The organism is Methylocystis sp. Sn-Cys (genome assembly GCF_016745395.1).
In the GTDB taxonomy this organism is placed as follows: domain Bacteria; phylum Pseudomonadota; class Alphaproteobacteria; order Rhizobiales; family Beijerinckiaceae; genus Methylocystis; species Methylocystis iwaonis.
The window spans coordinates 401,466-421,222 of record NZ_JAERVJ010000003.1 but is presented as its reverse complement, the minus strand read 5'-3'; the positions used below and the strand labels follow the sequence as shown (position 1 = coordinate 421,222).

General features: G+C 65.5%; 18 protein-coding genes. 10 read left to right on the top strand and 8 right to left on the bottom strand.

All coding sequences use genetic code 11. The features are described 5' to 3' along the window. Nucleotide 1 precedes the first annotated feature (1 nt). Together JJT62_RS09075 and JJT62_RS09070 are read left to right on the top strand one after the other, a co-directional pair. Nucleotides 2-895, top strand: coding sequence for a hypothetical protein (locus JJT62_RS09075; RefSeq protein ID WP_202072386.1), 894 nt, complete (start codon nucleotides 2-4; stop codon nucleotides 893-895). A gap of 142 nt (nucleotides 896-1,037) precedes the next feature. Next, complete coding sequence (locus JJT62_RS09070) at nucleotides 1,038-2,201, top strand: LptF/LptG family permease (protein WP_202072385.1); 1,164 nt, start codon at nucleotides 1,038-1,040, stop codon at nucleotides 2,199-2,201. Here the strand turns inward: JJT62_RS09070 and JJT62_RS09065 are convergent. Together JJT62_RS09065 and JJT62_RS09060 are read right to left on the bottom strand one after the other, a co-directional pair. Next, the gene (locus JJT62_RS09065) at nucleotides 2,180-2,941 is read right to left on the bottom strand and encodes an ABC transporter ATP-binding protein (RefSeq protein WP_202072384.1); all 762 of its coding nucleotides are present in this window, start codon (nucleotides 2,939-2,941) and stop codon (nucleotides 2,180-2,182) included. The genes JJT62_RS09070 and JJT62_RS09065 overlap by 22 nt on opposite strands. Next, complete coding sequence (locus JJT62_RS09060) at nucleotides 2,931-3,755, bottom strand: ABC transporter permease (RefSeq protein ID WP_202072383.1); 825 nt, start codon at nucleotides 3,753-3,755, stop codon at nucleotides 2,931-2,933. Before JJT62_RS09060 ends, JJT62_RS09065 begins: the two co-directional genes overlap by 11 nt. Nucleotides 3,756-3,892: 137 nt before the next feature. Here JJT62_RS09060 and JJT62_RS09055 point away from each other — a divergent pair, with 137 nt between their 5' ends. Then, complete coding sequence (locus tag JJT62_RS09055; protein ID WP_202072382.1) at nucleotides 3,893-5,374, top strand: FAD-dependent oxidoreductase; 1,482 nt, start codon at nucleotides 3,893-3,895, stop codon at nucleotides 5,372-5,374. A 215-nt stretch (nucleotides 5,375-5,589) separates the two neighbouring features. On the opposite strand, the gene glmS is transcribed toward JJT62_RS09055, so the two are convergent. The 4 genes from glmS to glmU all read right to left on the bottom strand — a co-directional run bounded on the left by glmS (nucleotide 5,590) and on the right by glmU (nucleotide 9,578). Continuing rightward, nucleotides 5,590-7,419: a glutamine--fructose-6-phosphate transaminase (isomerizing) gene (gene glmS / locus JJT62_RS09050; protein ID WP_202072381.1), complete on the bottom strand. Its 1,830-nt coding sequence runs from the start codon at nucleotides 7,417-7,419 to the stop codon at nucleotides 5,590-5,592. Nucleotides 7,420-7,506: 87 nt separating this feature from the next. After that, nucleotides 7,507-7,908, bottom strand: coding sequence for a type II toxin-antitoxin system VapC family toxin (locus tag JJT62_RS09045; RefSeq protein WP_202072380.1), 402 nt, complete (start codon nucleotides 7,906-7,908; stop codon nucleotides 7,507-7,509). Continuing rightward, nucleotides 7,905-8,174, bottom strand: coding sequence for a hypothetical protein (locus JJT62_RS09040; RefSeq protein WP_202072379.1), 270 nt, complete (start codon nucleotides 8,172-8,174; stop codon nucleotides 7,905-7,907). The genes JJT62_RS09045 and JJT62_RS09040 overlap by 4 nt, the downstream gene beginning before the upstream one ends. A gap of 36 nt (nucleotides 8,175-8,210) precedes the next feature. Then, nucleotides 8,211-9,578: a bifunctional UDP-N-acetylglucosamine diphosphorylase/glucosamine-1-phosphate N-acetyltransferase GlmU gene (gene glmU / locus JJT62_RS09035; protein ID WP_202072378.1), complete on the bottom strand. Its 1,368-nt coding sequence runs from the start codon at nucleotides 9,576-9,578 to the stop codon at nucleotides 8,211-8,213. 227 nt (nucleotides 9,579-9,805) lie between these two features. Between glmU and JJT62_RS09030 the strand changes: the two genes are divergently transcribed. From JJT62_RS09030 to fae, 6 genes are all read left to right on the top strand, one after another. Next, complete coding sequence (locus JJT62_RS09030; RefSeq protein ID WP_202072377.1) at nucleotides 9,806-11,344, top strand: glucan biosynthesis protein; 1,539 nt, start codon at nucleotides 9,806-9,808, stop codon at nucleotides 11,342-11,344. Beyond that, entirely contained in the window at nucleotides 11,332-13,533 is a 2,202-nt protein-coding gene (gene mdoH, locus JJT62_RS09025; RefSeq protein WP_202072376.1) for a glucans biosynthesis glucosyltransferase MdoH, read from the top strand. Before JJT62_RS09030 ends, mdoH begins: the two co-directional genes overlap by 13 nt. A 92-nt stretch (nucleotides 13,534-13,625) precedes the next feature. Beyond that, nucleotides 13,626-13,964, top strand: a complete 339-nt coding sequence (locus JJT62_RS09020; RefSeq protein WP_370568507.1) for a DUF952 domain-containing protein — start codon at nucleotides 13,626-13,628, stop codon at nucleotides 13,962-13,964. Next, a complete protein-coding gene (locus JJT62_RS09015; RefSeq protein ID WP_202072374.1) occupies nucleotides 13,961-15,043 on the top strand; it encodes a quinone-dependent dihydroorotate dehydrogenase in 1,083 nt (360 codons plus the stop codon). The genes JJT62_RS09020 and JJT62_RS09015 overlap by 4 nt, the downstream gene beginning before the upstream one ends. Nucleotides 15,044-15,158: 115 nt before the next feature. Next, the gene (locus JJT62_RS09010; RefSeq protein WP_202072373.1) at nucleotides 15,159-15,554 is read left to right on the top strand and encodes a hypothetical protein; all 396 of its coding nucleotides are present in this window, start codon (nucleotides 15,159-15,161) and stop codon (nucleotides 15,552-15,554) included. 90 nt (nucleotides 15,555-15,644) lie between these two features. Continuing rightward, complete coding sequence (gene fae, locus JJT62_RS09005; protein WP_202072372.1) at nucleotides 15,645-16,187, top strand: formaldehyde-activating enzyme; 543 nt, start codon at nucleotides 15,645-15,647, stop codon at nucleotides 16,185-16,187. Nucleotides 16,188-16,460: 273 nt separating this feature from the next. Here fae and dinB read toward each other — a convergent pair whose 3' ends face one another. Next, nucleotides 16,461-17,582: a DNA polymerase IV gene (gene dinB / locus JJT62_RS09000; protein ID WP_202072371.1), complete on the bottom strand. Its 1,122-nt coding sequence runs from the start codon at nucleotides 17,580-17,582 to the stop codon at nucleotides 16,461-16,463. 78 nt (nucleotides 17,583-17,660) lie between these two features. On the opposite strand from dinB, the gene JJT62_RS08995 reads away from it, so the two are divergent. Then, entirely contained in the window at nucleotides 17,661-18,752 is a 1,092-nt protein-coding gene (locus tag JJT62_RS08995; RefSeq protein ID WP_202072370.1) for an AI-2E family transporter, read from the top strand. Between the two features lie 68 nt (nucleotides 18,753-18,820). On the opposite strand, the gene JJT62_RS08990 is transcribed toward JJT62_RS08995, so the two are convergent. After that, on the bottom strand, nucleotides 18,821-19,753 hold the full coding sequence (locus tag JJT62_RS08990) for an IS110 family transposase (RefSeq protein WP_202072369.1): 933 nt from the start codon (nucleotides 19,751-19,753) through the stop codon (nucleotides 18,821-18,823). Nucleotides 19,754-19,757: the final 4 nt, after the last annotated feature.

The window sequence follows — 19,757 nt, the reverse complement described above, 5'->3', positions numbered from 1 at the left end:
TATGAGCCTTCGACCTTCGAATCCACCCCTGCGCGCCCCGGAGTCAGAGACCGGCGCCGCCGCGCCCGCCAAGCGCTATGGCATCGCCATCGTCGGCAACGACAAAATCATCGATTGGCTGCTGCCCTTCCTGGAGAGCTACCGCGACACCAATTCGTCGCTGCCGATCTATCTCATTCCTTACGACGACAATGTCGAAATGACCCGCCGCGCCGCCGATGTTTACGGCGCGACCTATGTGGACGAGGAGCCGGTCGAGATCGACAAGCTCTCCCATGAGCTCTATCCGGGTTTTTTCAACAACAACCGCCGGCGCCTGCGCAAGCTCCAGGCGCTCGCTTTGCCGCTCGACGAAGTCGCTTATGTGGATGTGGACGTCATTCTGTTTCGCGACTTCACGCCCATTTTCGGCAGGCTCGAAGCCGGCAAAAGGGAATTCATCGTCGCCTCGCCGAGCTTCGAATATGTCTACAACGACAGGCGCAGCAATTACGCCTTCCTGAACGACGCGCTGCTTTTCAACGACGGCTTCTGGGTCACGTCGAACAAATATCTCAAGCTCTCCGACTTCATCGAAACGATGAAGGAAGACGCCGAGATTTTCCACGATGTGCGCAAGCGCGGCCAGCTTTTCGCGCAGCCGCTGGTGAACTTCGTCACCCATCGCCGAGGGATCAAGATCGAGCTGCTGCCCAATGTGGTGGAGAAAGCCTCGCATGAGAGCTTCTACAAGGCGCCGGGCGTAACCTTCGTGGACGGCAAGCCGGTGGATTACGAAGGCAAGGAGATCTATTTCGCCCACTGGGCCGGCGCGGTCGCGCTGCCCGCGCGCGGCGTCTTCGATCCAGCCTGGACTCAATATTCCAAGGCCGCCTGGGCGCGGTTCAAGAAGTAGCGCTGCAGGACGACGCGCCGTGATCTTTTACCCGTCATTGCGAGCGAAGCGAAGCAATCCAGGGGCCGCGATGTGGCTCTGGATTGCCTCGTCGCTTACGCTCCTCGCAATGACGGGCACAACGCCAAAGCGGCAATAACCCATGCCCCGCCTCCTCTTTTTCTATCTCTTCAAGCGCGTGGGCTTCAGCGTCCTGATCGTTCAGCTCGCCTTGTCGGTTCCGGTCGTTCTTTCCTATCTGCTCTACCAATTGCCGCCGGCGGCCGTGCGCGGCGGGCTCGTTATCCCGGCGCTGGTCGGCGTCACGCCGACAGTCGCTTATATGACCTTGCCGATGGCGATCGGCGTCGGCGCCGCGCTCGAATTCTCGCGCATGGCCAGCGAAGGCATGATCGCCGTGCTCTATGCGCTGCGACTTTCCGTCTGGTCGATCTGCCGTCCGACGCTGTCGCTCGCGGCGGGCGTCGTTGTGCTCGGCTACATTCTGGCCAACATCATCGCCCCCCACTATTCGAGCAACATGCAGGACGTGTTGAACGTCGTCCGCAATTCGCTCAACCACCGCATGCTCGACGCGGCGCATTTCTACACTTTCTCGAATGGCGTGAAGACGCTCTACATCGAGCGCTGGATCACGCCCGACATCGCCGCCAATCTGTTCATCCGGCAGATTTCCATCGAGAAGATGGAAGAAGAAACGATCACCGCCGCGCGTGCGGAATTCCGCCGCAACGACTCGGGCGTCATCGTCGCGCTCTCCAATGGCAGCATCCAGACCCGCTCGGTCACGAGCAATGAGGTGCGGATCGCCAATTTCGACGAATACGCCATGGCGCTTCCCATGCAGGGCAGCAGCTCCCTGCCCGATCGCGGCTGGAAAGGCGTTTACGAGTTGTCGGCGGGAGAATTCCTCGCCAGCATGAAGCTCGCAAAGCAGGATCATCGCCAGTTCGGCGAGTGGATGGCGGAGGCGGCGAAACGCTTCGGCGCGCCGGCGCTCGCGCTCGCGCACGCGCTACTCGCCATGGCGCTGACCCTGACCTTCGGCAATATCACAGGTCGGCGCGGCGCGGCCGGCAGCCTGCCGATCATCGCCATTCCGGCAGCGCATATCGGTTTTCTGGTGGGGCTGGAATCGCTGCTGCGCATCAGCGCCTGGTTCGCGATTCCCTTGGTCGCCGCAATGGGCGTCGAGATCGGCGTCTCGGCCTGGCTCATCGGCCGGCTGAATTATAGCCCGCGCGCCAAGCGCTTCGACGCTCCCGCGCCGACGGCGACGGCCGGCTACGCCGCGCCGGCCGCCTGAGCTTCCTCGGCCAGCATCGCGGCGCGATAATCGGCGATGATGCGCTTGGGGTCGCCGATCTCCTTGACCACGCCCTGCTCCAGCCAAAGGATGCGGTCGCAGAGGTTCTCGAGGAAATCGAGATCATGAGAGACCATCAGGATCGTGCCGGTCCGGCTGAAGTCAGCGATATATTTCTCGCATTTGCGCTGAAAGATTTCGTCGCCGACCGAAAGCGCCTCGTCGACGATGAGCACATCGGCCTTGGCATGGGCGCAGATCGCGAAGGCGACGCGCGCGATCATGCCCATGGAATAGGTCCGCATCGGCTGCTCGAAGAACGGGCCGATGTCGGCGAAAGCGGCAATATCCTCGATGCAGTCGTCGACTTCCCGGCGCGACAGGCCGAGGATCGCCGCGCCGATGCGCGCGTTCTCACGTCCCGTCAGCAGCCCGTCGAACCCCGAGCCCAAAGCGAGGATCGGCGCGATGCGCCCCTTTACCTCGAATTCCCCTTTGGTCGGCATGGTGATGCCGCAGATGATCTGCAGCAGCGTCGTCTTGCCCGCGCCATTGCGCCCGAGAATGCCGACGCGCTCGCCCTTCTCGACCGTGAAGGTCATGTCGTGCAGGACCCACTTCTCCTTGTAGAAGGTCTTCCACAGGCCAAAGAGGATCTGCTTCAATTGGTCGTTCTGATGCGCATAGAGCTGGAAGGCTTTCCCGATGCCCTTGCAGCGAATGGCCGGCTCAGATGACATCGACAATCACCGATTTGTAGCGCATGAAGAACTGGTAGCCCCCGATGAACACGGCGTAGGAGACGGCGACGACGAGCAGATAGCCGAAGACGTTCGGCACATAGCCGTCGAGCGCCACTGCGCGCAGCATCTCGATATAGTCGCCGACGATATTGAGGCGCAGCCACATCGCCGTCGACGTCGACATCTGCGCAATCTGGTCGAGCCGATAGAAAATCGGCGTCGCGAACATCAGCACCGGAACGATCGACGCCATGATATGCGAAACGTCGCGCGTGAAGGCGCCGAGCGCCATCAGGAACCAGACGACGCCCAGAATGAACAGGAAGAAGGGGACGACGAGCAGCGGCGTCAGCACGATGGTGAGCGGCACGCTCCCCGCCGTCAGCAGGCGGAAGGCGATATAAACGCCGAAGGCGACGCCGGCATAGGTGAAGGCGCGGATGGTCGCGGTCCAGGCGATGGTCTCGCTCGGGAAGATCGACCGCTTGACGAAATTCACATGCTCATGGAGCAGGATCGGCGCGCGATAGGCGAGCTCGCTGAAGAGGTTGAAGACGATTAGCCCGATGAAGATGCCGCTGGCGTAATCCGTCACGCTCATGCCGGCGGAAAGCTGCGGCACGGTGATCGAGAAGAGCGTCGTATAGGTGAGCAGCATCACCAGCGGCGAGAGCGCCGCCCAGGCCGGCCCCAGGAAAGAGCCGCGAAAGCGCGAGATGAATTCCCGCCGCACGACGGCGCGAATAAGCTCCCGGTGACGCCAGGCCCGCTCGAAGGGGGCGATATAGGCGGGCGGGATCGAGGCGAGCAACAGTCTCAGCATCCTTTGCGAAAGCGAGCGCCATGAGGCGCGCCGGTCGCCTGCATAGACCAGTTCCGGCCGCGCCCTGTCAATGGCGAGGGTTAACCGGCGGGCCGCGCGGGCCTATGCTCGCCTGGGAGGCGCCGATGCTGACTCGCCGGCAGACCATTAGACTTTTGGGCGCCGCCGCGCTTGCGCCGGCGCGCGCGGGCGCCGAGCCGGGCTACCGGATTGGCGCATGGACGGGCGACAGTTTCGCGCCCATGCACGCCATCCGCGACGGTCGTTGGGACCGGCCGGCGCCCGCGCCCGAGCGGCGGGTCGAGGTCGCCATCGTCGGCGGCGGCCTCGCGGGCCTCGCCGCCGCGACCCTGCTGCGCGACCGCGACATTTTGCTGCTGGAGCGCGAGACGGAGCCCGGCGGCGCCGCCAAATCCGGGCGCTGGCGCGACATCGATTATGCGCTGGGCTCGGCTTATTTCGTCGATGTCGCCGAACCCTTCGGCCCCTTCTACGACGCGCTGGGACTGACGCCGCGCCCCGTCCCGCAGCCTGAGAATCGCGTCATCGCCAACGGCTCCGCCGACGCTCTCGCCGGGCCGCTGCGTGGCCCCTTCGAGAGACTGCGCGGCTTGGTGGAAAAGCTCGTGGCGAGCCCCGATCTCCCCAAAACGCCGATCGAGGCGGCGCCGTCCGCGGCGCTGGCGCTCGACCGGCTGACGCTGCGCCAGTTTCTCCTTCGGGAGCAGATCGACCCCGCCCTCCTCCCCTATCTCGACGCCTTCAGCCGCTCGGCAATGGGCGCGCCGGCCGCCGAAGTCTCGGCCTATGTGGGATTGAACTTCCTCACCGAGCTTGCCGGCCGGATTTACGCCTTTCCGGGCGGCAACGCTGCGCTTGCAAAGGCGATGGCGGCGCGGGTTTCGAGCGTCGGAGCGGGCCGTATCGCAACCGGCGCGGCGGTCTTCGCGGTCGAGCCGTCGAGCGACGGGGGCGAGGCCCGCGTTGCCTGGTTCGACGCCGAAAACCCCGGAGAGCCCCGCTGCGTGGCCGCCAAATGGGTGGTGCTCGCCGCGCCCTTTTTCTTCGCGGCGCGCGTCCTGCGGGGGATCGACCCCGCGGCCAAAGCGGCGATGACGCGCCAGCGGCAAGGGAGCTTTCTCGTCGCCAATTGCTGCTTCGAGGGCGCCATGGCGCCCGGCGCCTTCGATAGCTGGACGCCGGAGGCCGAGCGCGTCACCGACGCCGTCGACGCCGGCGCCGCGCTTGGCGCGAGACGGCCGAAGGACCACGGGGTTTTGACTGTCTATGCCCCCTTCAAAGACCCGCGCCTGGGGCGCGCGCAATTGCTGGCGGGCGACGGGGCGGCGCTGGCCGCGCCCATCGTGGCGGAGCTGCGGCGCTTCCTGCCCGAGGCCTTTTCAGGGACGCGCCTCGCCGAAGTGCGGCTGACGCGCTGGGGGCATCACCATCTCATCCCGGCGCCTGGGATCGTCGAAACCGTGCGCGCGCTGCCGAAGCGCTATGGCAATGTCCTCCTGGCCCATTCCGACGGCCAGGGCATGCCGGCCGTCGAGAGCGCGATCACCGAGGCGCATCGGGCGGCGGCCATCATCAAGGGCAAGTGAATGGGGGCAAAGCGTTGATAAAGTGGCGGTGACGCCCTTCGTGCTTCGAGACGCCTGCTACGCAGGCTCCTCAGCATGAAGGGCTTCTGCATCTACGCCAAACACTTCTGCATCAAACACTTAGGCCTCATCCTGAGGAGCGAGAGAAGCTCGCGTCTCGAAGGACGAGGCCGCCTCGGAGGTTTATCAACAAACTGAGGGGCGCAAGGCGGCCCCTACTCCACCGTGACGCTCTTCGCGAGATTCCTCGGCTGGTCGACGTCTTTGCCCATGAAAGTCGCCACATGATAGGCGAGAAGCTGCGCCGGCACGGCGTAGACGATCGCCGCGAAGGGCCCCGAGACCGTCTCCGGCATCTCGATATAGCCCGCCAGCTCCGCCGACGCCTCCTGCCGGGCGCGCGGCGAGCCGATCAGGATCAGATGCCCGCCGCGCGCGGCGACTTCCTGCAGGTTCGACACCGTCTTTTCGAGGCTCGCATCCGGCGGCGCGAGCACGATCACCGGCATGGCGTAGTCGATCAAGGCGATCGGCCCATGCTTCAGCTCGCCCGCCGCGTAGCCCTCGGCATGGATGTAGGAAAGCTCTTTCAGCTTGAGCGCCCCTTCCATCGCCAGCGGAAAGGACGGGCCGCGCCCGAGATAGAGCACGCTGGACGCCCGCGCCACGTCGCGCGCCACCGGCTCGACCGCCGCCTCGCGAGACAGCGCCTCGGCCATCTGTCCCGGCGCGGCGATGAGCTCCGAGACCAGCTCCCGTTCGCGTTCCTTCGTCAAAACGCCCCGCGCGCGCCCGAGCGCCAAGGCGAGGCAGGCGAAAACGGCAAGCTGGCAGGTGAACGCCTTGGTCGAGGCGACGCCGATTTCCGGCCCGGCCAAGGTCTTCGCCACCGTGTCGCTCTCGCGGGCGATGGTCGAGGTCTCGACATTGACGATCGAGAGAATGTGCTGGCCATGCGCCTTGGCGTAGCGCAGCGCCGCGAGCGTGTCGGCGGTTTCGCCCGATTGCGAGACGACGATCATGAGGCCGTTGTCGGCCAGAGGCGGGTCGCGGTAGCGGAACTCCGAGGCGATGTCGATCTCGACCGGCAGCCGGGCGAAACGCTCCAGCCAATAGCGCGCCACGAGCCCGGCGTAATAAGCGGTGCCGCAGGCGGAAATCGTCACCCGCGTCAGCTTGCTGGGATCGAAGTTCAGCTCGAAGGGCAGGCGCGTGACGCCCTCGGCAAGGTCGAGGTAATGCGACAGGGTGCGGCCGACGACCTCCGGCTGCTCGTGAATTTCCTTGGCCATGTAATGGCGGTAATTGCCCTTGTCGACCAGGAACGAGCCCTGCTGCAACGGCAGGCGGCGCCGCTCGACAGGCGCGTCTTGCGCGTCGAAGAATTGCGCGCCCTCGCGGCGCAACACGACCCAATCGCCTTCGTCGAGATAGGCGATCGATGTGGCGAAGGGCGCAAGCGCCAGCGCGTCAGAGCCGAGATAAGCGCCCTCCTCGCTCCAGCCGACGGCGAGCGGCGAGCCACGCCGCGCGCCGATGAGCAAGTCCGGTTCGTTGTTGAAGAGGAAAGCGAGCGCGAAGGCACCCTTGAGCCGCTTCAGTGCAGCGGCGACCGCCGCCTGCGGCGCCGCGCCGGCCTGCATCTCGTCGGCGACAAGATGGGCGACGACCTCCGAGTCGGTCTGCGAGGTGAAGGCGTGGCCCTTGGCGATCAGTTCCTCGCGCAGCTCGCGGAAGTTCTCGATGATGCCGTTGTGAACCACGGCGACGCGGGCGTTGGCATGGGGATGGGCGTTGTCCTCATTGGGCTTGCCATGCGTCGCCCAGCGCGTGTGGCCGATGCCCACGCTCCCGCGCATGGGGCTCGCGGCGAGCTTTTCTTCGAGATTCTTCAGCTTGCCGGAGGCGCGAAGGCGCGTCAGGCGGCCCTCTTCGAGGGTGGCGATCCCGGCCGAATCATAACCGCGATATTCCAGCCGCTTCAGCGCCTCGACGAGCTGTCCGGCAACCGGGCCTTTTCCGAGAATTCCGACGATTCCACACATGGGGCTGCCTCCGAAAAAGGATCATAGCAAAAGCGCTGCAGGACGCTTCGGTCTGATTCAAGGTTAAGGGAACCGCTAAACGGATCGTTAGACCCCCTTAAGGCGTAAGCGGATGTCTGTAGCGGCGAAATCGCCGCCTTTGCAGAGGAGCGGGAGCCCCATGAACGCGGCGAGGGCATAGGAGGCGCAGTCCGCAAGATTAAGCCGCGCGCGCGGATCGATGCCCTTCCCAAAGCGATCGAAGGCTTGCATGGCGATACGAGCCTGCGCTTCGTCGAAAGCCTCGATCGTGATCTCGCAGACAGCGATCAATTCCAATAATTCCGCAACGCCCTCCCTCCCGTGCCGCGCGCGCATGACGCAAGCAGCCTCGTGCAGACTGACCGCGGACATCACGCTCGCTTCGCTGAGCAGGACCGCCTCGAATGCCTCGCTTTCGGGCTCATCGAGAAGTACGGCGATGAGCGCGGAGGTGTCGACGACGATCACGGCTCGTCGAGCTCGTCCATAATCTCCTGGGGCGACCGAGGATCGAGGATCGGCAAGGCTTTAACCTGGGCAACAATCCGGGCGATGGACGCTTTCCGCGCAGCCGTGGTTTCGGCCAGCCGGCTCGGCTCGAAAGCTTCACGCAAAACCCCGGCAGAGCGGGCGCTCGCCTCGAGCGCCTGCTTGATCACATCTTGAACAGGAAGATGCCTTGCCTCGGCCAACCGGCGGGCGAGCGCTTCTGAGTCTTTAGAGAGGGCGATCATATCGTCGAATTTAGCACAGCCTCGCGCAAACCATAGTCACGACTTCTTGGCCGCAGCCTTCCTCTCCGCCTGCATCGCCCGGAAAGACGCCGCCCAGCCGGCTTTCTCCATCTGCCGACCCCGCGCGACCACCAGCGCGTCGCCGCGCACATCCTTGGTGACGACCGAGCCCGAGCCCACATAGGCCCCCGCCCCGATCTTCACCGGCGCGACCAGCGCGGAATTTGAGCCGATGAAGGCGTTTTCGCCGATCTCCGTGCGATATTTGAAGAAGCCGTCGTAATTGCAGGTGATCGTGCCCGCGCCGATATTGGCGTTCGCGCCGATGTCGGCGTCGCCGATATAGGTCAGGTGATTGACCTTTGCGCCCTTGGCGACATTGGCGTTCTTGATCTCGACGAAATTGCCGACCTTCGCCGCTTCCGCAAGCGCCGCGCCCGGCCGCAGCCGAGCGAAAGGCCCGATCGTCGCGCCCTGCCCGACGCTTGCGCCTTCGAGATGCGAAAAGGCGTGGATCACCGCTTTGTCGGCGATCGAGACGCCGGGGCCGATGACGACATTGGGCTCGATCGTCACGTCGCGGCCCAAAACCGTGTCGGCGGACAGGAAAACCGTCTCTGGCGCGATCATGGTGACGCCCGCGGCCATGGCGGCGCGCCTCAGGCGGTTCTGCGCGACGGCCTCGGCCTGGGCGAGCTGGATGCGGTCGTTGACGCCGAGCACTTCCGTCTCGTCGGCGACGACAACCCGCGCCTCGCGCCCGGACGCGCGGGCGATCTCGACGATATCCGTGAGATAATATTCGCCCTTGGCGTTGCTATTGCCGATCTGGCCGAGCCAATCCGCGGCCGCCGCCCCGTCGATCGCCATCAGCCCGGCGTTGCACAGCCGGATGGCGCGCTCCGCCGCGGTCGCGTCCTTCTCTTCGCGGATGGCGACGAGGCGCCCCGCCTCGTCCTGCAGCAGACGCCCGTAACCAAAGGGGTCGGCCGCCGAGAAACCCAGGGCCGCGACGCCGGCGCCGCCCGCCAGCGCCTCCCGCAGCGCGCGGATCGTCGCGCCGGTGACGAGCGGCGTGTCCGCAAAAAGAACAAGGAGATCGTCGCAACCGGCGGCGATCGCCGAGCGCGCCGCGAGGACGGCGTGCGCCGTGCCCAGCCGCTCCGCCTGGACGAAGGTCTGGGCGTGTGGGGCGCGCTTCAGCGCTTCGGCCGTAACGTCCTCCCGGCCCGGCCCGACCACGACGGCGACCGTTTCGACGCCTGCCTCGGTGACAGCGGCGAGCACATGGGCCAGCATCGAGCGGCCGGCGACCTGATGCAAAACCTTCGGCGTATCCGACTTCATACGCGTCCCCTCGCCGGCGGCGAGGACGATCGCGAGCGCTTTGCGGGAGCTCGACATGAGGCGCCTTTGGTTGCGTGCAGCGCGGCGAGGCCGCGTAATTTCGGCCCGTTTGTTGCAGATTCGAAGCGCCGAGGGCAAGGGTGCAAGCGGGGGAGAGGCAAATGAGGGGCAGCTCGCGAGAGGCGCGCTTGCGCCGCAAGAATTCCTTTTTGTTCCCAGAAATTCTTCTATAGAGGAGCGACGCGCCATCCCGACCGACGTCCGACCTCGCTCCCGGTTGCTCAATGTTTGAACGTAGAGATGTTCTCAAAGCGGCTTTCGGCGCCCTTGCGTCGGGCATTTCGCCTTCTATCCTCCATGCCGAGCCGACGCCCCCGGCCACCCCGGCGCCGCCGGCGACTTTCTCGCGAGATGTGATCGTCGAGCTCGCGCGCACGCTGGCCTCCCGCCCCTACGCCGCGCCGCCCGCCGATTTGCGCGAGCCTTTCGCAAGCCTCACCTATGAGCAATTCGTCGGCATCAAGACCAAGCCAGGGTCGGCCTTATGGGCTGGAGACAACAAAGGCTTCTCGATCGAGCCGCTGCATCGCGGCAATATTTTTACCGCGGCGGTCGACCTCTTCGTCATCGACAATGGCGCGGCGGTCAAAATCGGCTACGACCAGAGCCGCTTCGACTATGGCGGCCTGAAAGTCCCTGAAAAACTGCCGGACATCGGCTATTCCGGCTTTCGCGTGCTGCGCGCGCCGCCGGGTGGCCAGGAAGCCGAGCTGGCGATCTTCCAGGGCGCCAGCTTCTATCGCGCGGTCGCCGCCGGCCAGAATCTCGGGGTGACGGCGCGCGGCCTCTCCATCCGCACAGCCGACCCGCGCGGCGAGGAATTCCCGGCCTTCCGCAGCTTCTGGATCGAGAAGCCCGTTCTCGGGGCCAATGCGCTCGTTATCCATGCGCTCCTCGATTCGCCGAGCGTCGCCGGCGTTTATCACTTCACCTTGCGCCCGGGCGAAGCGACGATCATCGACACCGAGCTGACGCTCTTCCCGCGCACCAATGTCGATCATTATGGGGTCGCGGGCTTTGCCGCCGCCTCGCTCTACGCGCCGCTCAATCCCCGCCGCCGCAACGACGATCTGCGGCCGATGGTGACCGCGATCAACGGCCTGCAGATGCTGACTGGCTCCGGCGAGTGGCTCTGGCGGCCAGTCGCCAACCGCGAGGAGCTGCAATTTTCGTCCTTCGTCGACGTCAATCCCAAGGGCTTCGGCGCTCTGCTGCGCGATCGGGACATCTCCAGCTATCAGGATGACGACCAGCATTGGGAGCGCCGCCCGTCCCTGTGGATCGAGCCGCTCGGCGACTGGGGCGACGGCGCCATGCAGCTCGTCGAAATCCCGTCCGAGTCCGAAAACAACGAAAACATCGTCGCTTACTGGCGCCCGAAGTCGCCCCTGGTCGGCGGCGCGCAGGCTAATTTCGCCTATCGCCAGTTCTGGTGCTGGGAGCCGCCGAGCCGTCCGCCGCTGGCGGTCGCCGTTCAGTCCCGCTCGGGTAAAGTCCCAAGCGCCAAGCTGCGCCGTTTTGTTGTCGTTTTTTCTGGCGAGGTTCTGGGCGACCCGCAAAAAACGGCGCGTCTTTCGGCCGCTTTGACCACTTCGCCCGGATCAGCGACGAACGTGCGCACGTTTCTCAATCCGCAGGCGAAAACCTGCCGTGTCGTGTTCGACGTCGATCCCGCCGGCGAAAACTATTGTGAAATTCGTCTCGTCCTGCGCGCGGACGAGCAGCCGATCAGCGAAACGTGGCTCTACAGATGGACACCCTGACGCTTACGCCCGTCGATTCCGCCCAGCCGGCGCCGGCGTTCAAAGACCCGGCCGCCGCGCCGCCGACGCCGATCGAAAACCGGCTCTCGATGCCGGCGCAAAATCTCTTCAAATTCGAGCAGCGGCAGCGGCGTAAGCTTCAGACGCCGTCGTTGTGGCGCTCGCCCTGGCTCGCGCGCTTGGTGACCTTCGGCGGCGGTCTCGCGCTCACCGTCTATGGCGGCTGGCAGATGTACAAGGTCATCGACGTCGGCGGCGTCACGACCTTGAAATGGGCGCTGCTCGCGCTCTTCATCCTCAACTTCTCCTGGATCGCGCTGAGCTTCGCGAGCTGCGTCGTCGGCTTCGTCGCGCTGCTCTCGCGCCGCCCGTCGGCTGGCCTGCCCGAGACGCTGCGCGAGAAGACCGCCGTCGTCATGCCGATCTACAATGAGGCGCCGAGCCGCGTCTTTGCGGCGCTGCAGACGATTTATGAGGATGTGCAGGCGACGGGACTGGCCGAGCATTTCGACTGGTTCTTCCTCTCCGACACGACCAATCCGGACATCTGGATCGCCGAGGAGCGCGCCTTCATCGCCATCCGCCGCCGGCTCGGGCCCGGCGCCCGCATCTTCTACCGCCGGCGCGAGAAGAACACCGGCCGCAAGGCCGGCAATATCGAGGATTTCGTCTCGCGCTGGGGCGGGGCCTACGCGCATATGGTCGTGCTCGACGCCGACAGCCTGATGACCGGCCCGACGATCGTGAAGCTCGCCGCCGCCATGGAGGCGGACCCGGACTCAGGGATTATCCAGACGCTGCCGCTCATCATCAACCGCAACACGCTGTTCGCCCGCGTGCAGCAATTCGCGGCGCGCATCTATGGTCCGGTGATCGCGACGGGCCTCGCCTGCTGGATGGGCCGCGACGGCAATTACTGGGGCCACAACGCGATCATCCGCACGGAGGCTTTCGCGAGCCATTGCGGCCTGCCCGACCTGCGCGGCCGCCCGCCGTGGGGCGGGCACATCATGAGCCATGATTTCGTCGAGGCGGCGCTGATCCGCCGCGCTGGCTACGCCGTCTATATGCTGCCGAGGCTCGGCGGCTCCTATGAGGAAAGCCCGCCCTCGCTGATCGATCTCTCAATCCGCGACCGGCGCTGGTGCCAGGGCAATCTGCAGCACTCCCGCGTGCTGTTCGGACGGGGCATGAGCTGGGCCTCGCGCCAGCACTTCCTCACCGGCATTTTCGGCTATCTCACCTCGCCGCTGTGGCTTCTGCAGCTTCTCGTCGGCATCGTGATCGTCTTCCAGGCGAGCTACTTCAAGCCGGAATATTTCACCAGCGAATTCGCGCTCTTCCCGACCTTCCCGCGCTTCGACGCGGAGCGCTCGCTCGAGCTCTTCGCGCTCACCATGGGCATCCTGCTTGCGCCGAAATTCTTCGGCCTGCTCGTCGCGATCTATGAGCCGGAGACGCGCAGGGGCTCGGGCGGCGTGATCATGCTGCTGATCTCGACCCTGTTCGAAATCGTGCTGTCGGCGCTGCTGGCGCCGATCATGATGCTGATCCAGACGGGCCATGTCGTGCATATCGTCTTCGGCTTCGACACGGGTTGGGACCCGCAGCGTCGCGACGACGGCTCCGTGCCGCTGATCGACATCGTGCGCCGCCACCGCTCGCATATGGCGATGGGCGCGCTCTCCCTCGTCGCGGGCCTCCTGATCTCGCCCTCGCTCGTCGCCTGGATGTCGCCGACCATCGCCGGCCTCATCCTCGCCATCCCGATCTCCTGGCTCACGAGCCAGCGCTGGCTCGGCCTCGTCTTCCGCCGCGCCGGCGTGCTGGTGACGCCGGAGGAAACGACGACGCCGCCGATCGCCAAGCGCGGCAAGGCGCTTTCCAAGGCGCTGGCGCGCGGCGAGGAGGACGAGGTGAACGCCATCGTCGCGATCCACTCGGACCCGGAGCTGCGCGCGCTGCACGAAGCCTGGCTCCCGACCCGCAAGCCACGCCAGCGCGGCGCCATCACCGCCGATCGCGCCGTCGCCGAAGCCAAGATCGCCGATGCCGAAACGATCGAGGACGCCGTGGCGTGGCTCAATCGCGGCGAGCGTGTCGTGGCGCTCTCCGATCGCGCGCTAATCGGCATGATCGCGAGATTGCCGCGCAGAGCCGATTTGCAGGAGGCTCAGGCGGCGGAGTAGACCCCTCCCTCTCGCGATCGAGTTTGCAGATGAAGACCACGACCGACTCCTCCTCCCGCGAGGCGGGGAGGGTTGGGGAGGGGGCGCTAGCCTTGATAATTTACAAAATCATCTCCGCCCCCGAATGGCGCGCGGCGGAAGCCGAAGGCCTCTTCCATGGCGCGGCCATCGACCTCGCAGACGGCTACATCCATTTCTCCGCGGCCGAACAGGTCGAAGGGACCGCCGCGAAACATTTCGCCGGGAAATCCGACCTGCTGCTCGTTTCCGTCGACGCCGACAGGCTGGGCGAGGCCTTGAAATGGGAAGTCTCCCGCGGCGGCGCGCTGTTTCCGCATCTCTATGCGCCGCTGTCGCTCGACGCTGTGACGCGCGTGGCGCCGCTGCCGCTGGGCGCCGATGGGCGCCACGACTTCGGGGAGCTGCTGTGATCGACGTCTTCGGCCTCGCCCTCCCCTTCCTGCGCCTGCTCGACGCCGAAGACGCACATCGCGCCACCATTGCGGCGCTGAAGCTGCTGCCAGCCCGCCGACCGCCGAAGAACGACCCGCGCCTCGCCGTTTCCGCCTTCGGCCTCGATTTTCCTAACCCGGTTGGACTTGCCGCCGGCTTCGACAAAAACGCCGAGGTCGCCGACGCCATGCTCGGCTTCGGCTTCGGCTTCGTGGAGGTCGGCACGCTCACGCCGCGCGCGCAGCCGGGCAATGCGCGGCCGCGCGCCTTTCGGCTGATGGAAGACCGGGGCGTCATCAACCGCTACGGTTTCAACAACGAAGGCCACGCGCCGGCGCTGGCGCGCCTCTCCGCCCGTCATTGCGAGGAGCGCCGCGACGACAGGATTGTCGGGGTGAATATCGGCGCCAATAAAGACGCCGCTGATCGCGTCGCGGATTACGTCGAAGGCGCCAAGACCTTCGCGGATGTCGCCAGCTACTTCACCATCAACATCAGCTCGCCCAACACGCCGGGCCTGCGCGATTTGCAGGAGCCGGAAGCGCTTTCCGATCTTCTCGCACGCGTGATCGAGGCGCGTGACGCCGCGCCGGTGCGGCGGCCGCTACTCTTGAAAATCGCGCCGGACCTCTCTCTCGCTCAGCTCGACGGCGTCGTGCGCGTGGCGCGTGCGCGGCGCATCGATGGGATGATTGTCTCCAACACGACGATCTCCCGCCCCGTCACGCTTCGCTCGCCGCTCGCGACGGAAACCGGCGGCCTCTCCGGCGCGCCTTTGTTCGATCTTTCGACTGCGATGCTCGCGCACACCTATCTGCGGGTCGAAGGACAATTCCCGCTGATCGGCGTCGGCGGCGTCGACAGCGCCGACGCAGCGTGGAAGAAAATCGAAGCCGGCGCGACCCTCGTGCAGCTCTATTCGGCGCTGGCCTATGAAGGCCCCGGCCTCGTCGAGCGCATCAAAAGGGGCCTCGCCCTGCGGCTCGAACAGGAAAATATTTCCCTCGCCGCGCTGGTCGGACGCAAGGCCGCGGCCTTTGCGGCGCGCCCCGACTAGCGGTTGAAACCTGGGCAGAAAGCGCGGGTCCGGCACTTTCGCGCCAACGCGAAAAATGCCTACTTAGGCGAAGCCGTGTCCAATCGGCGCAAACCTAAGCGAAGGCTTCCTGAAAATGCGGTCAATTCTGCGGACGCTCGGTCTTCTCGCCTGCCTCTCCGCGCCGCTCGGCGCGGCTGCGCAAGATTACGGCGATTACGGCGGCGGTCGTCCGCTGACGGGAACCTGGCTCCAAACCTATTCCACCGCCGGCCAATGCCCGACCTGCTCGATCGCCATCCGCCGGGACGGCGACGGCTATCTGGTCTCGAGCAGCAATGGCTGGTCGGCAAGAGTGATCGGCGGGCCGCACGGCGCGGTTGGCGGCGGCTCCTGGAACACGCAAGGCGCATGGGGCGGCCCGCTTCAGGTGCGTCTCAGAGCGCGCGGGGACGAGCTGGAATTGTCGATGACGGCCGAGTGGTCGGGAGCCTCGTTGACCTCGACCTACATCGCCGCCGACGCGCGTTGACACGGCGCGGCCCATAGACTGGCGCGCCACTTTCGCAGGCCGTGCGCCAATGCTATTCCCGCGCCACACCGTAACCAAAGGACATTCATTATGAGCGACGAAATCTGGCTTGCGACCGGCGAAGCGACGGTTCTCGCGGCGGACGGGCAATACACCGACGCCATGCCGGAAGTCTTGATCGGCAGCGTCAAGGGTCCGGTGGGCCAGGCTTTCGCCTCGATGACCGGCCAGGTCGCCGGCCATCCGCGCATGTTCGTCATCCGCGATCTGAACCAGCAGGTTCGCCCGGCGACCATGATGACCACCAAGATGACGGTGAAGTCGGAAGATTACGTCGAGCTGCTCGGCGGCGTGTTGCAGGCGGCGACCGCCGACGCCATCGTCGATTGCGTGGCGGAAGGAATTATCCCGAAGGATAAAACCAACGAACTGTGCATCATCATCATGGTCTGGCTCGACCCGCGCTGCGCCAAGGACGAGAACCTCGACAAGAGAGACCTCTACCGCACCAATTACGAGGCGACGAAGCTCGCGATCTCCCGCGCGCTGAAGGGCGAGCCGACGATCGACGAGCTGATCGCCAATCGCAAGACGATCTCGCATTACGCGCTCGAAGGCGTCTTCGAGGAGTAACACCGTCTCCGTTTGACCAGCTCGCGTAGACGAGTTCCAGCGTCATGGCCGCGCTTGTCGCGGCCATCCACGCCGCGCCGACGCGGAAAGCTGAGAACATGAGCGCAACGACGCCGCTTCTTCTTCCCCCGTGTCGCAATGTCCCGGCGCGGATGCCCGCGACAAGCGCGGGCATGACGCGGCTGCGTAGGGTTTGTTGACCTGGATTCTGGGATTGATCGCTCGCTTGCGCGAGCGTCGGGAGACACCGTGGATCGCCAACCGGCGCTGCGTTCAAATTTCCAGTTTCAATTGCCCATCACCCTTCACCTCCTCAGCGCTCAGCGACGACAGGCTCACGCCGAGCAGCCTGATTCCCTTTTCGACGGGAAAGACCGGCCCCAGCAGCGAAAAGGCCAGCGCTTCGAACTCCCGAAGAGACGCGATCGGGCTCGCATGGGTGCGCGCGCGGGTGATTTGGCGGAAGTCTGCGTATTTCACTTTGAGCGTGAGCGTGCGTCCGCGGACCGGGCCATTTTCGATCGCGCGCCAGACCTTCGCAACTATCGGCGCGAGCGCCGCGCAAGCGGCCTCATAGGTGAAAATATCTTCCGCAAATGTATTCTCCGCGCCGATCGACTTGCGGATGCGATTGGCGCGCACCGGCCGCTCGTCCACGCCCCGCGCGATCCAATAGTAATAGGCGCCGGCCTTGCCGAAATGCCTTTGCAGAAAGTCGAGCGTCTGCGCCTTGAGATCGCCGCCCGTCTCGATCCCTAAGCGATTCATTCTCTCTTTCGTCGCCGGCCCCACGCCGTGAAAGCGGCCGACCTCGAGCGTCTCGACGAATCCCGGTCCCATCTTCGGCGTGATGACGAATAGCCCGTCGGGCTTGCGATAGTCGGAGGCGATCTTTGCAAGGAATTTATTGTAGGAGACGCCCGCCGAGGCCGTCAGGCGTGTCGTCGCTTTGATCTTGTCGCGGATTTCCTCTGCAATCTGCGTCGCGGAAGTGATCCCTTTCAAATTATCGGTCACGTCGAGATAGGCTTCGTCGAGCGAGAGCGGCTCGATGATCGGCGTATACTCAGAGAAGATCGCGCGGATTTGCAGCGAGACCTGCCGATAGACGTCGAAATGCGGCTTCACGAAAATCAGCTCGGGGCATTTGCGCCGCGCGGTAACGGAAGCCATCGCCGAACGCACGCCGAATTTGCGCGCCTCATAGCTTGCCGCCGCCACCACGCCGCGTTCCCTTGCGCCGCCGACCGCCACCGGCCTGCCGCGCAGCTCCGGATTGTCGCGCTGCTCGACGGAGGCGAAGAAGGCGTCCATGTCGATATGGATGATCTTGCGCGGCCGGGCGGCGTCGCCCGTCTCCTCGATCTTCCCGCTATCCGCCTCGCGCCTGGTCATGGCGGAAATTATACCGGCTGCCGGTCTATTGGCGCACAAAGAAACTCGGCGATAATCTCGCCCACGGAGAATTGCCGCATGGATCAGCCCGCGAGACCGCAAGACAGCGTCGCCCCTCTCGAAGCCTTGTCCTGGCGCCAAGGCGTTGCGTCCCTTGCCGCGAGCGCGATCCTGCTGGGGCTGGGCGTTTATATCCTCTCGGGCTATCTCCACGCTTTGCTTTGGGCCCTGGTTCTCGCCGTCGCCGTCTGGCCGCTTTATGGCCGCTTCAAACGCCGTTTCGGCCCCTCCGCCTCGAAAGAGCTTGCGCCCGCCTTATTCGCATTGCTCGTCGGGCTCGTGATATTGGCGCCGATCGCCGCGCTCGCGGTCGACGCGGCCGCCGAGTTCCGCCAGCTCCTCGACTACGCCCGCGCCGCCGAGGAAACCGGCCTGCCGGTTCCCGACGCGCTCGCGCGCCTGCCGGGCGTCGGGGCCTGGGCGTCGCAATGGTGGGCGGCGCATCTCTCGCATGCGGGCTGGGCGAAGGAGCTTGCCCAGCAGCTCAATACGTCCTCCGCGCGGGAGATCGGCGCCTCGCTCTCCGCCAATATCGCCCACCGCTCCATTCTGTTTGCGATTTCGCTGCTGACTTTGTTTTTCCTGTTCCGCAGCGGCGAGAGCCTTGTTTCCCAATGCCGCATCGCCTCGACGAAACTCTTCGGCGCGCGCGGCGAGTTGCTGGCGGCGCAGATGATCGCCTCCGTGCATGGCACGCTGATCGGGCTCGTGCTCGTCGCCTTGGGCGAAGGCGTCCTCATGGGCGCGGCCTATATGCTCACCCATACGCCGCATCCGATTCTACTGGGCGTGTTGACGGCTTTCGCGGCGATGATCCCCTTCGCGGCGGCCTTCGCCATCGGCCTCGCGGCGCTGCTCGCGGCGGCGACCGCCGGCATGGCGCCGGCGCTGATCATCGTCGCCTGGGGAGTGGTCGTCGTCTTCGCCGCCGACCATTTCGTCCGGCCCAATCTCATCGGCAGCGCCATCAAGCTGCCCTTCATCTGGGTCCTGCTCGGCATCCTCGGCGGCGCGGAAAGTTTTCAACTGCTCGGGCTTTTCATCGGCCCCGCCGTCATGGCGGCGCTGATGGCGCTTTGGCGCGAGCTTTCCGGCCCTGAGGGCCTCTAAAGCGTTTCATGCGGGGCCCGGTTGTCATTCCCGACGCTCGCGCAGCGAGCGATCGGGCAACTGTGTTTTTATGCTGCCGCGTAGGAGCCGTTCTCCCGCGTGATGGCGTTGAGGATGACGAGGATCTTTCTGGCCACGGCGATAAGGACGACCTTCGGCGGCTTTCCGGTCTTCTGCAAGGCGCGCGCGAAATCGCCAAGTCGTGATTTCGACCGCGAGGCGGAGAGAGCCGCCATGTAGAGGGCCCTCCGGACGCGCCTGCGTCCGCCGCGGATCGCGCGTTTTCCGCGCCGTGCGCCGCTGTCGTCGTTGAAGGGGGCGAGGCCGGCGAGAGCGGCGATCGTCTTGGGCGAGCGCCGGCCGAGCTCGGGCATGAGAGCAAGCAGGGTCACGGTGGTGACTGGCCCGACGCCTGGCACACTGCGCAAGCGCCGCTCGCTTTCGCGCAAGGCCGCGTCGGCGTCGATCATCGCGCGGATGCCGGCCTCCACGGCGGCGATCTCCTCATCGAGCCAGGCGATATGCCGCTCGATGTCGGCGACGGCCGCCGGATCAGGGCACTCGCTGCGGCGCACCTTTTCCTGCTGGCGCATGTCGACGAGCTGATCGCGCCGCTTGTGCCGGAAGGCAAGCTGTTCGCGGGTGCGGTCGGCGGCCTCGCGCTGTTCAGGCGCGAGCCTGCTGCCAAGCTCGGCGAGCATGCGGGCGTCGACGGCGTCGGTTTTTGCGCGCCGCCCGATGGCTCTGGCGAAGTCGCGGGCGCGTTCCGGATTGACGCGGGCGTGCGCGACGCCGGCTTCCTCGAGGCCGCGCCGCAAGGCGGCGTCGTAGTGGCCGGTCGCCTCGAAGACGACGAAGCAGCCCCTTTCCTGCAAGGAGCGCGACAGCTCGGCGATGTGGGGGCCGACATTGGCCACTCGGCGATGGCCTTCGATGGCGTCATAGATATCGAGATGGGTTTTTGAAACGTCGATTCCGACGCAAACAGGGGATAAAGTCATTTGG

Bases quoted from the DNA above. Each gene is read 5' to 3' on its own strand.
- JJT62_RS09040 (WP_202072379.1), bottom strand. From the start codon at position 8,174: ATGATCGCCCTCTCTAAAGACTCAGAAGCGCTCGCCCGCCGGTTGGCC.
- JJT62_RS09030 (WP_202072377.1), top strand. From the start codon at position 9,806: ATGTTTGAACGTAGAGATGTTCTCAAAGCGGCTTTCGGCGCCCTTGCG.
- JJT62_RS09010 (WP_202072373.1), top strand. From the start codon at position 15,159: ATGCGGTCAATTCTGCGGACGCTCGGTCTTCTCGCCTGCCTCTCCGCG.
- dinB (WP_202072371.1), bottom strand. From the start codon at position 17,582: ATGACCAGGCGCGAGGCGGATAGCGGGAAGATCGAGGAGACGGGCGAC.
- JJT62_RS08990 (WP_202072369.1), bottom strand. From the start codon at position 19,753: ATGACTTTATCCCCTGTTTGCGTCGGAATCGACGTTTCAAAAACCCAT.
- JJT62_RS09070 (WP_202072385.1), top strand. From the start codon at position 1,038: ATGCCCCGCCTCCTCTTTTTCTATCTCTTCAAGCGCGTGGGCTTCAGC.
- JJT62_RS09065 (WP_202072384.1), bottom strand. From the start codon at position 2,941: ATGTCATCTGAGCCGGCCATTCGCTGCAAGGGCATCGGGAAAGCCTTC.
- mdoH (WP_202072376.1), top strand. From the start codon at position 11,332: ATGGACACCCTGACGCTTACGCCCGTCGATTCCGCCCAGCCGGCGCCG.
- JJT62_RS08995 (WP_202072370.1), top strand. From the start codon at position 17,661: ATGGATCAGCCCGCGAGACCGCAAGACAGCGTCGCCCCTCTCGAAGCC.
- glmS (WP_202072381.1), bottom strand. From the start codon at position 7,419: ATGTGTGGAATCGTCGGAATTCTCGGAAAAGGCCCGGTTGCCGGACAG.
- fae (WP_202072372.1), top strand. From the start codon at position 15,645: ATGAGCGACGAAATCTGGCTTGCGACCGGCGAAGCGACGGTTCTCGCG.
- JJT62_RS09055 (WP_202072382.1), top strand. From the start codon at position 3,893: ATGCTGACTCGCCGGCAGACCATTAGACTTTTGGGCGCCGCCGCGCTT.
- JJT62_RS09075 (WP_202072386.1), top strand. From the start codon at position 2: ATGAGCCTTCGACCTTCGAATCCACCCCTGCGCGCCCCGGAGTCAGAG.
- glmU (WP_202072378.1), bottom strand. From the start codon at position 9,578: ATGTCGAGCTCCCGCAAAGCGCTCGCGATCGTCCTCGCCGCCGGCGAG.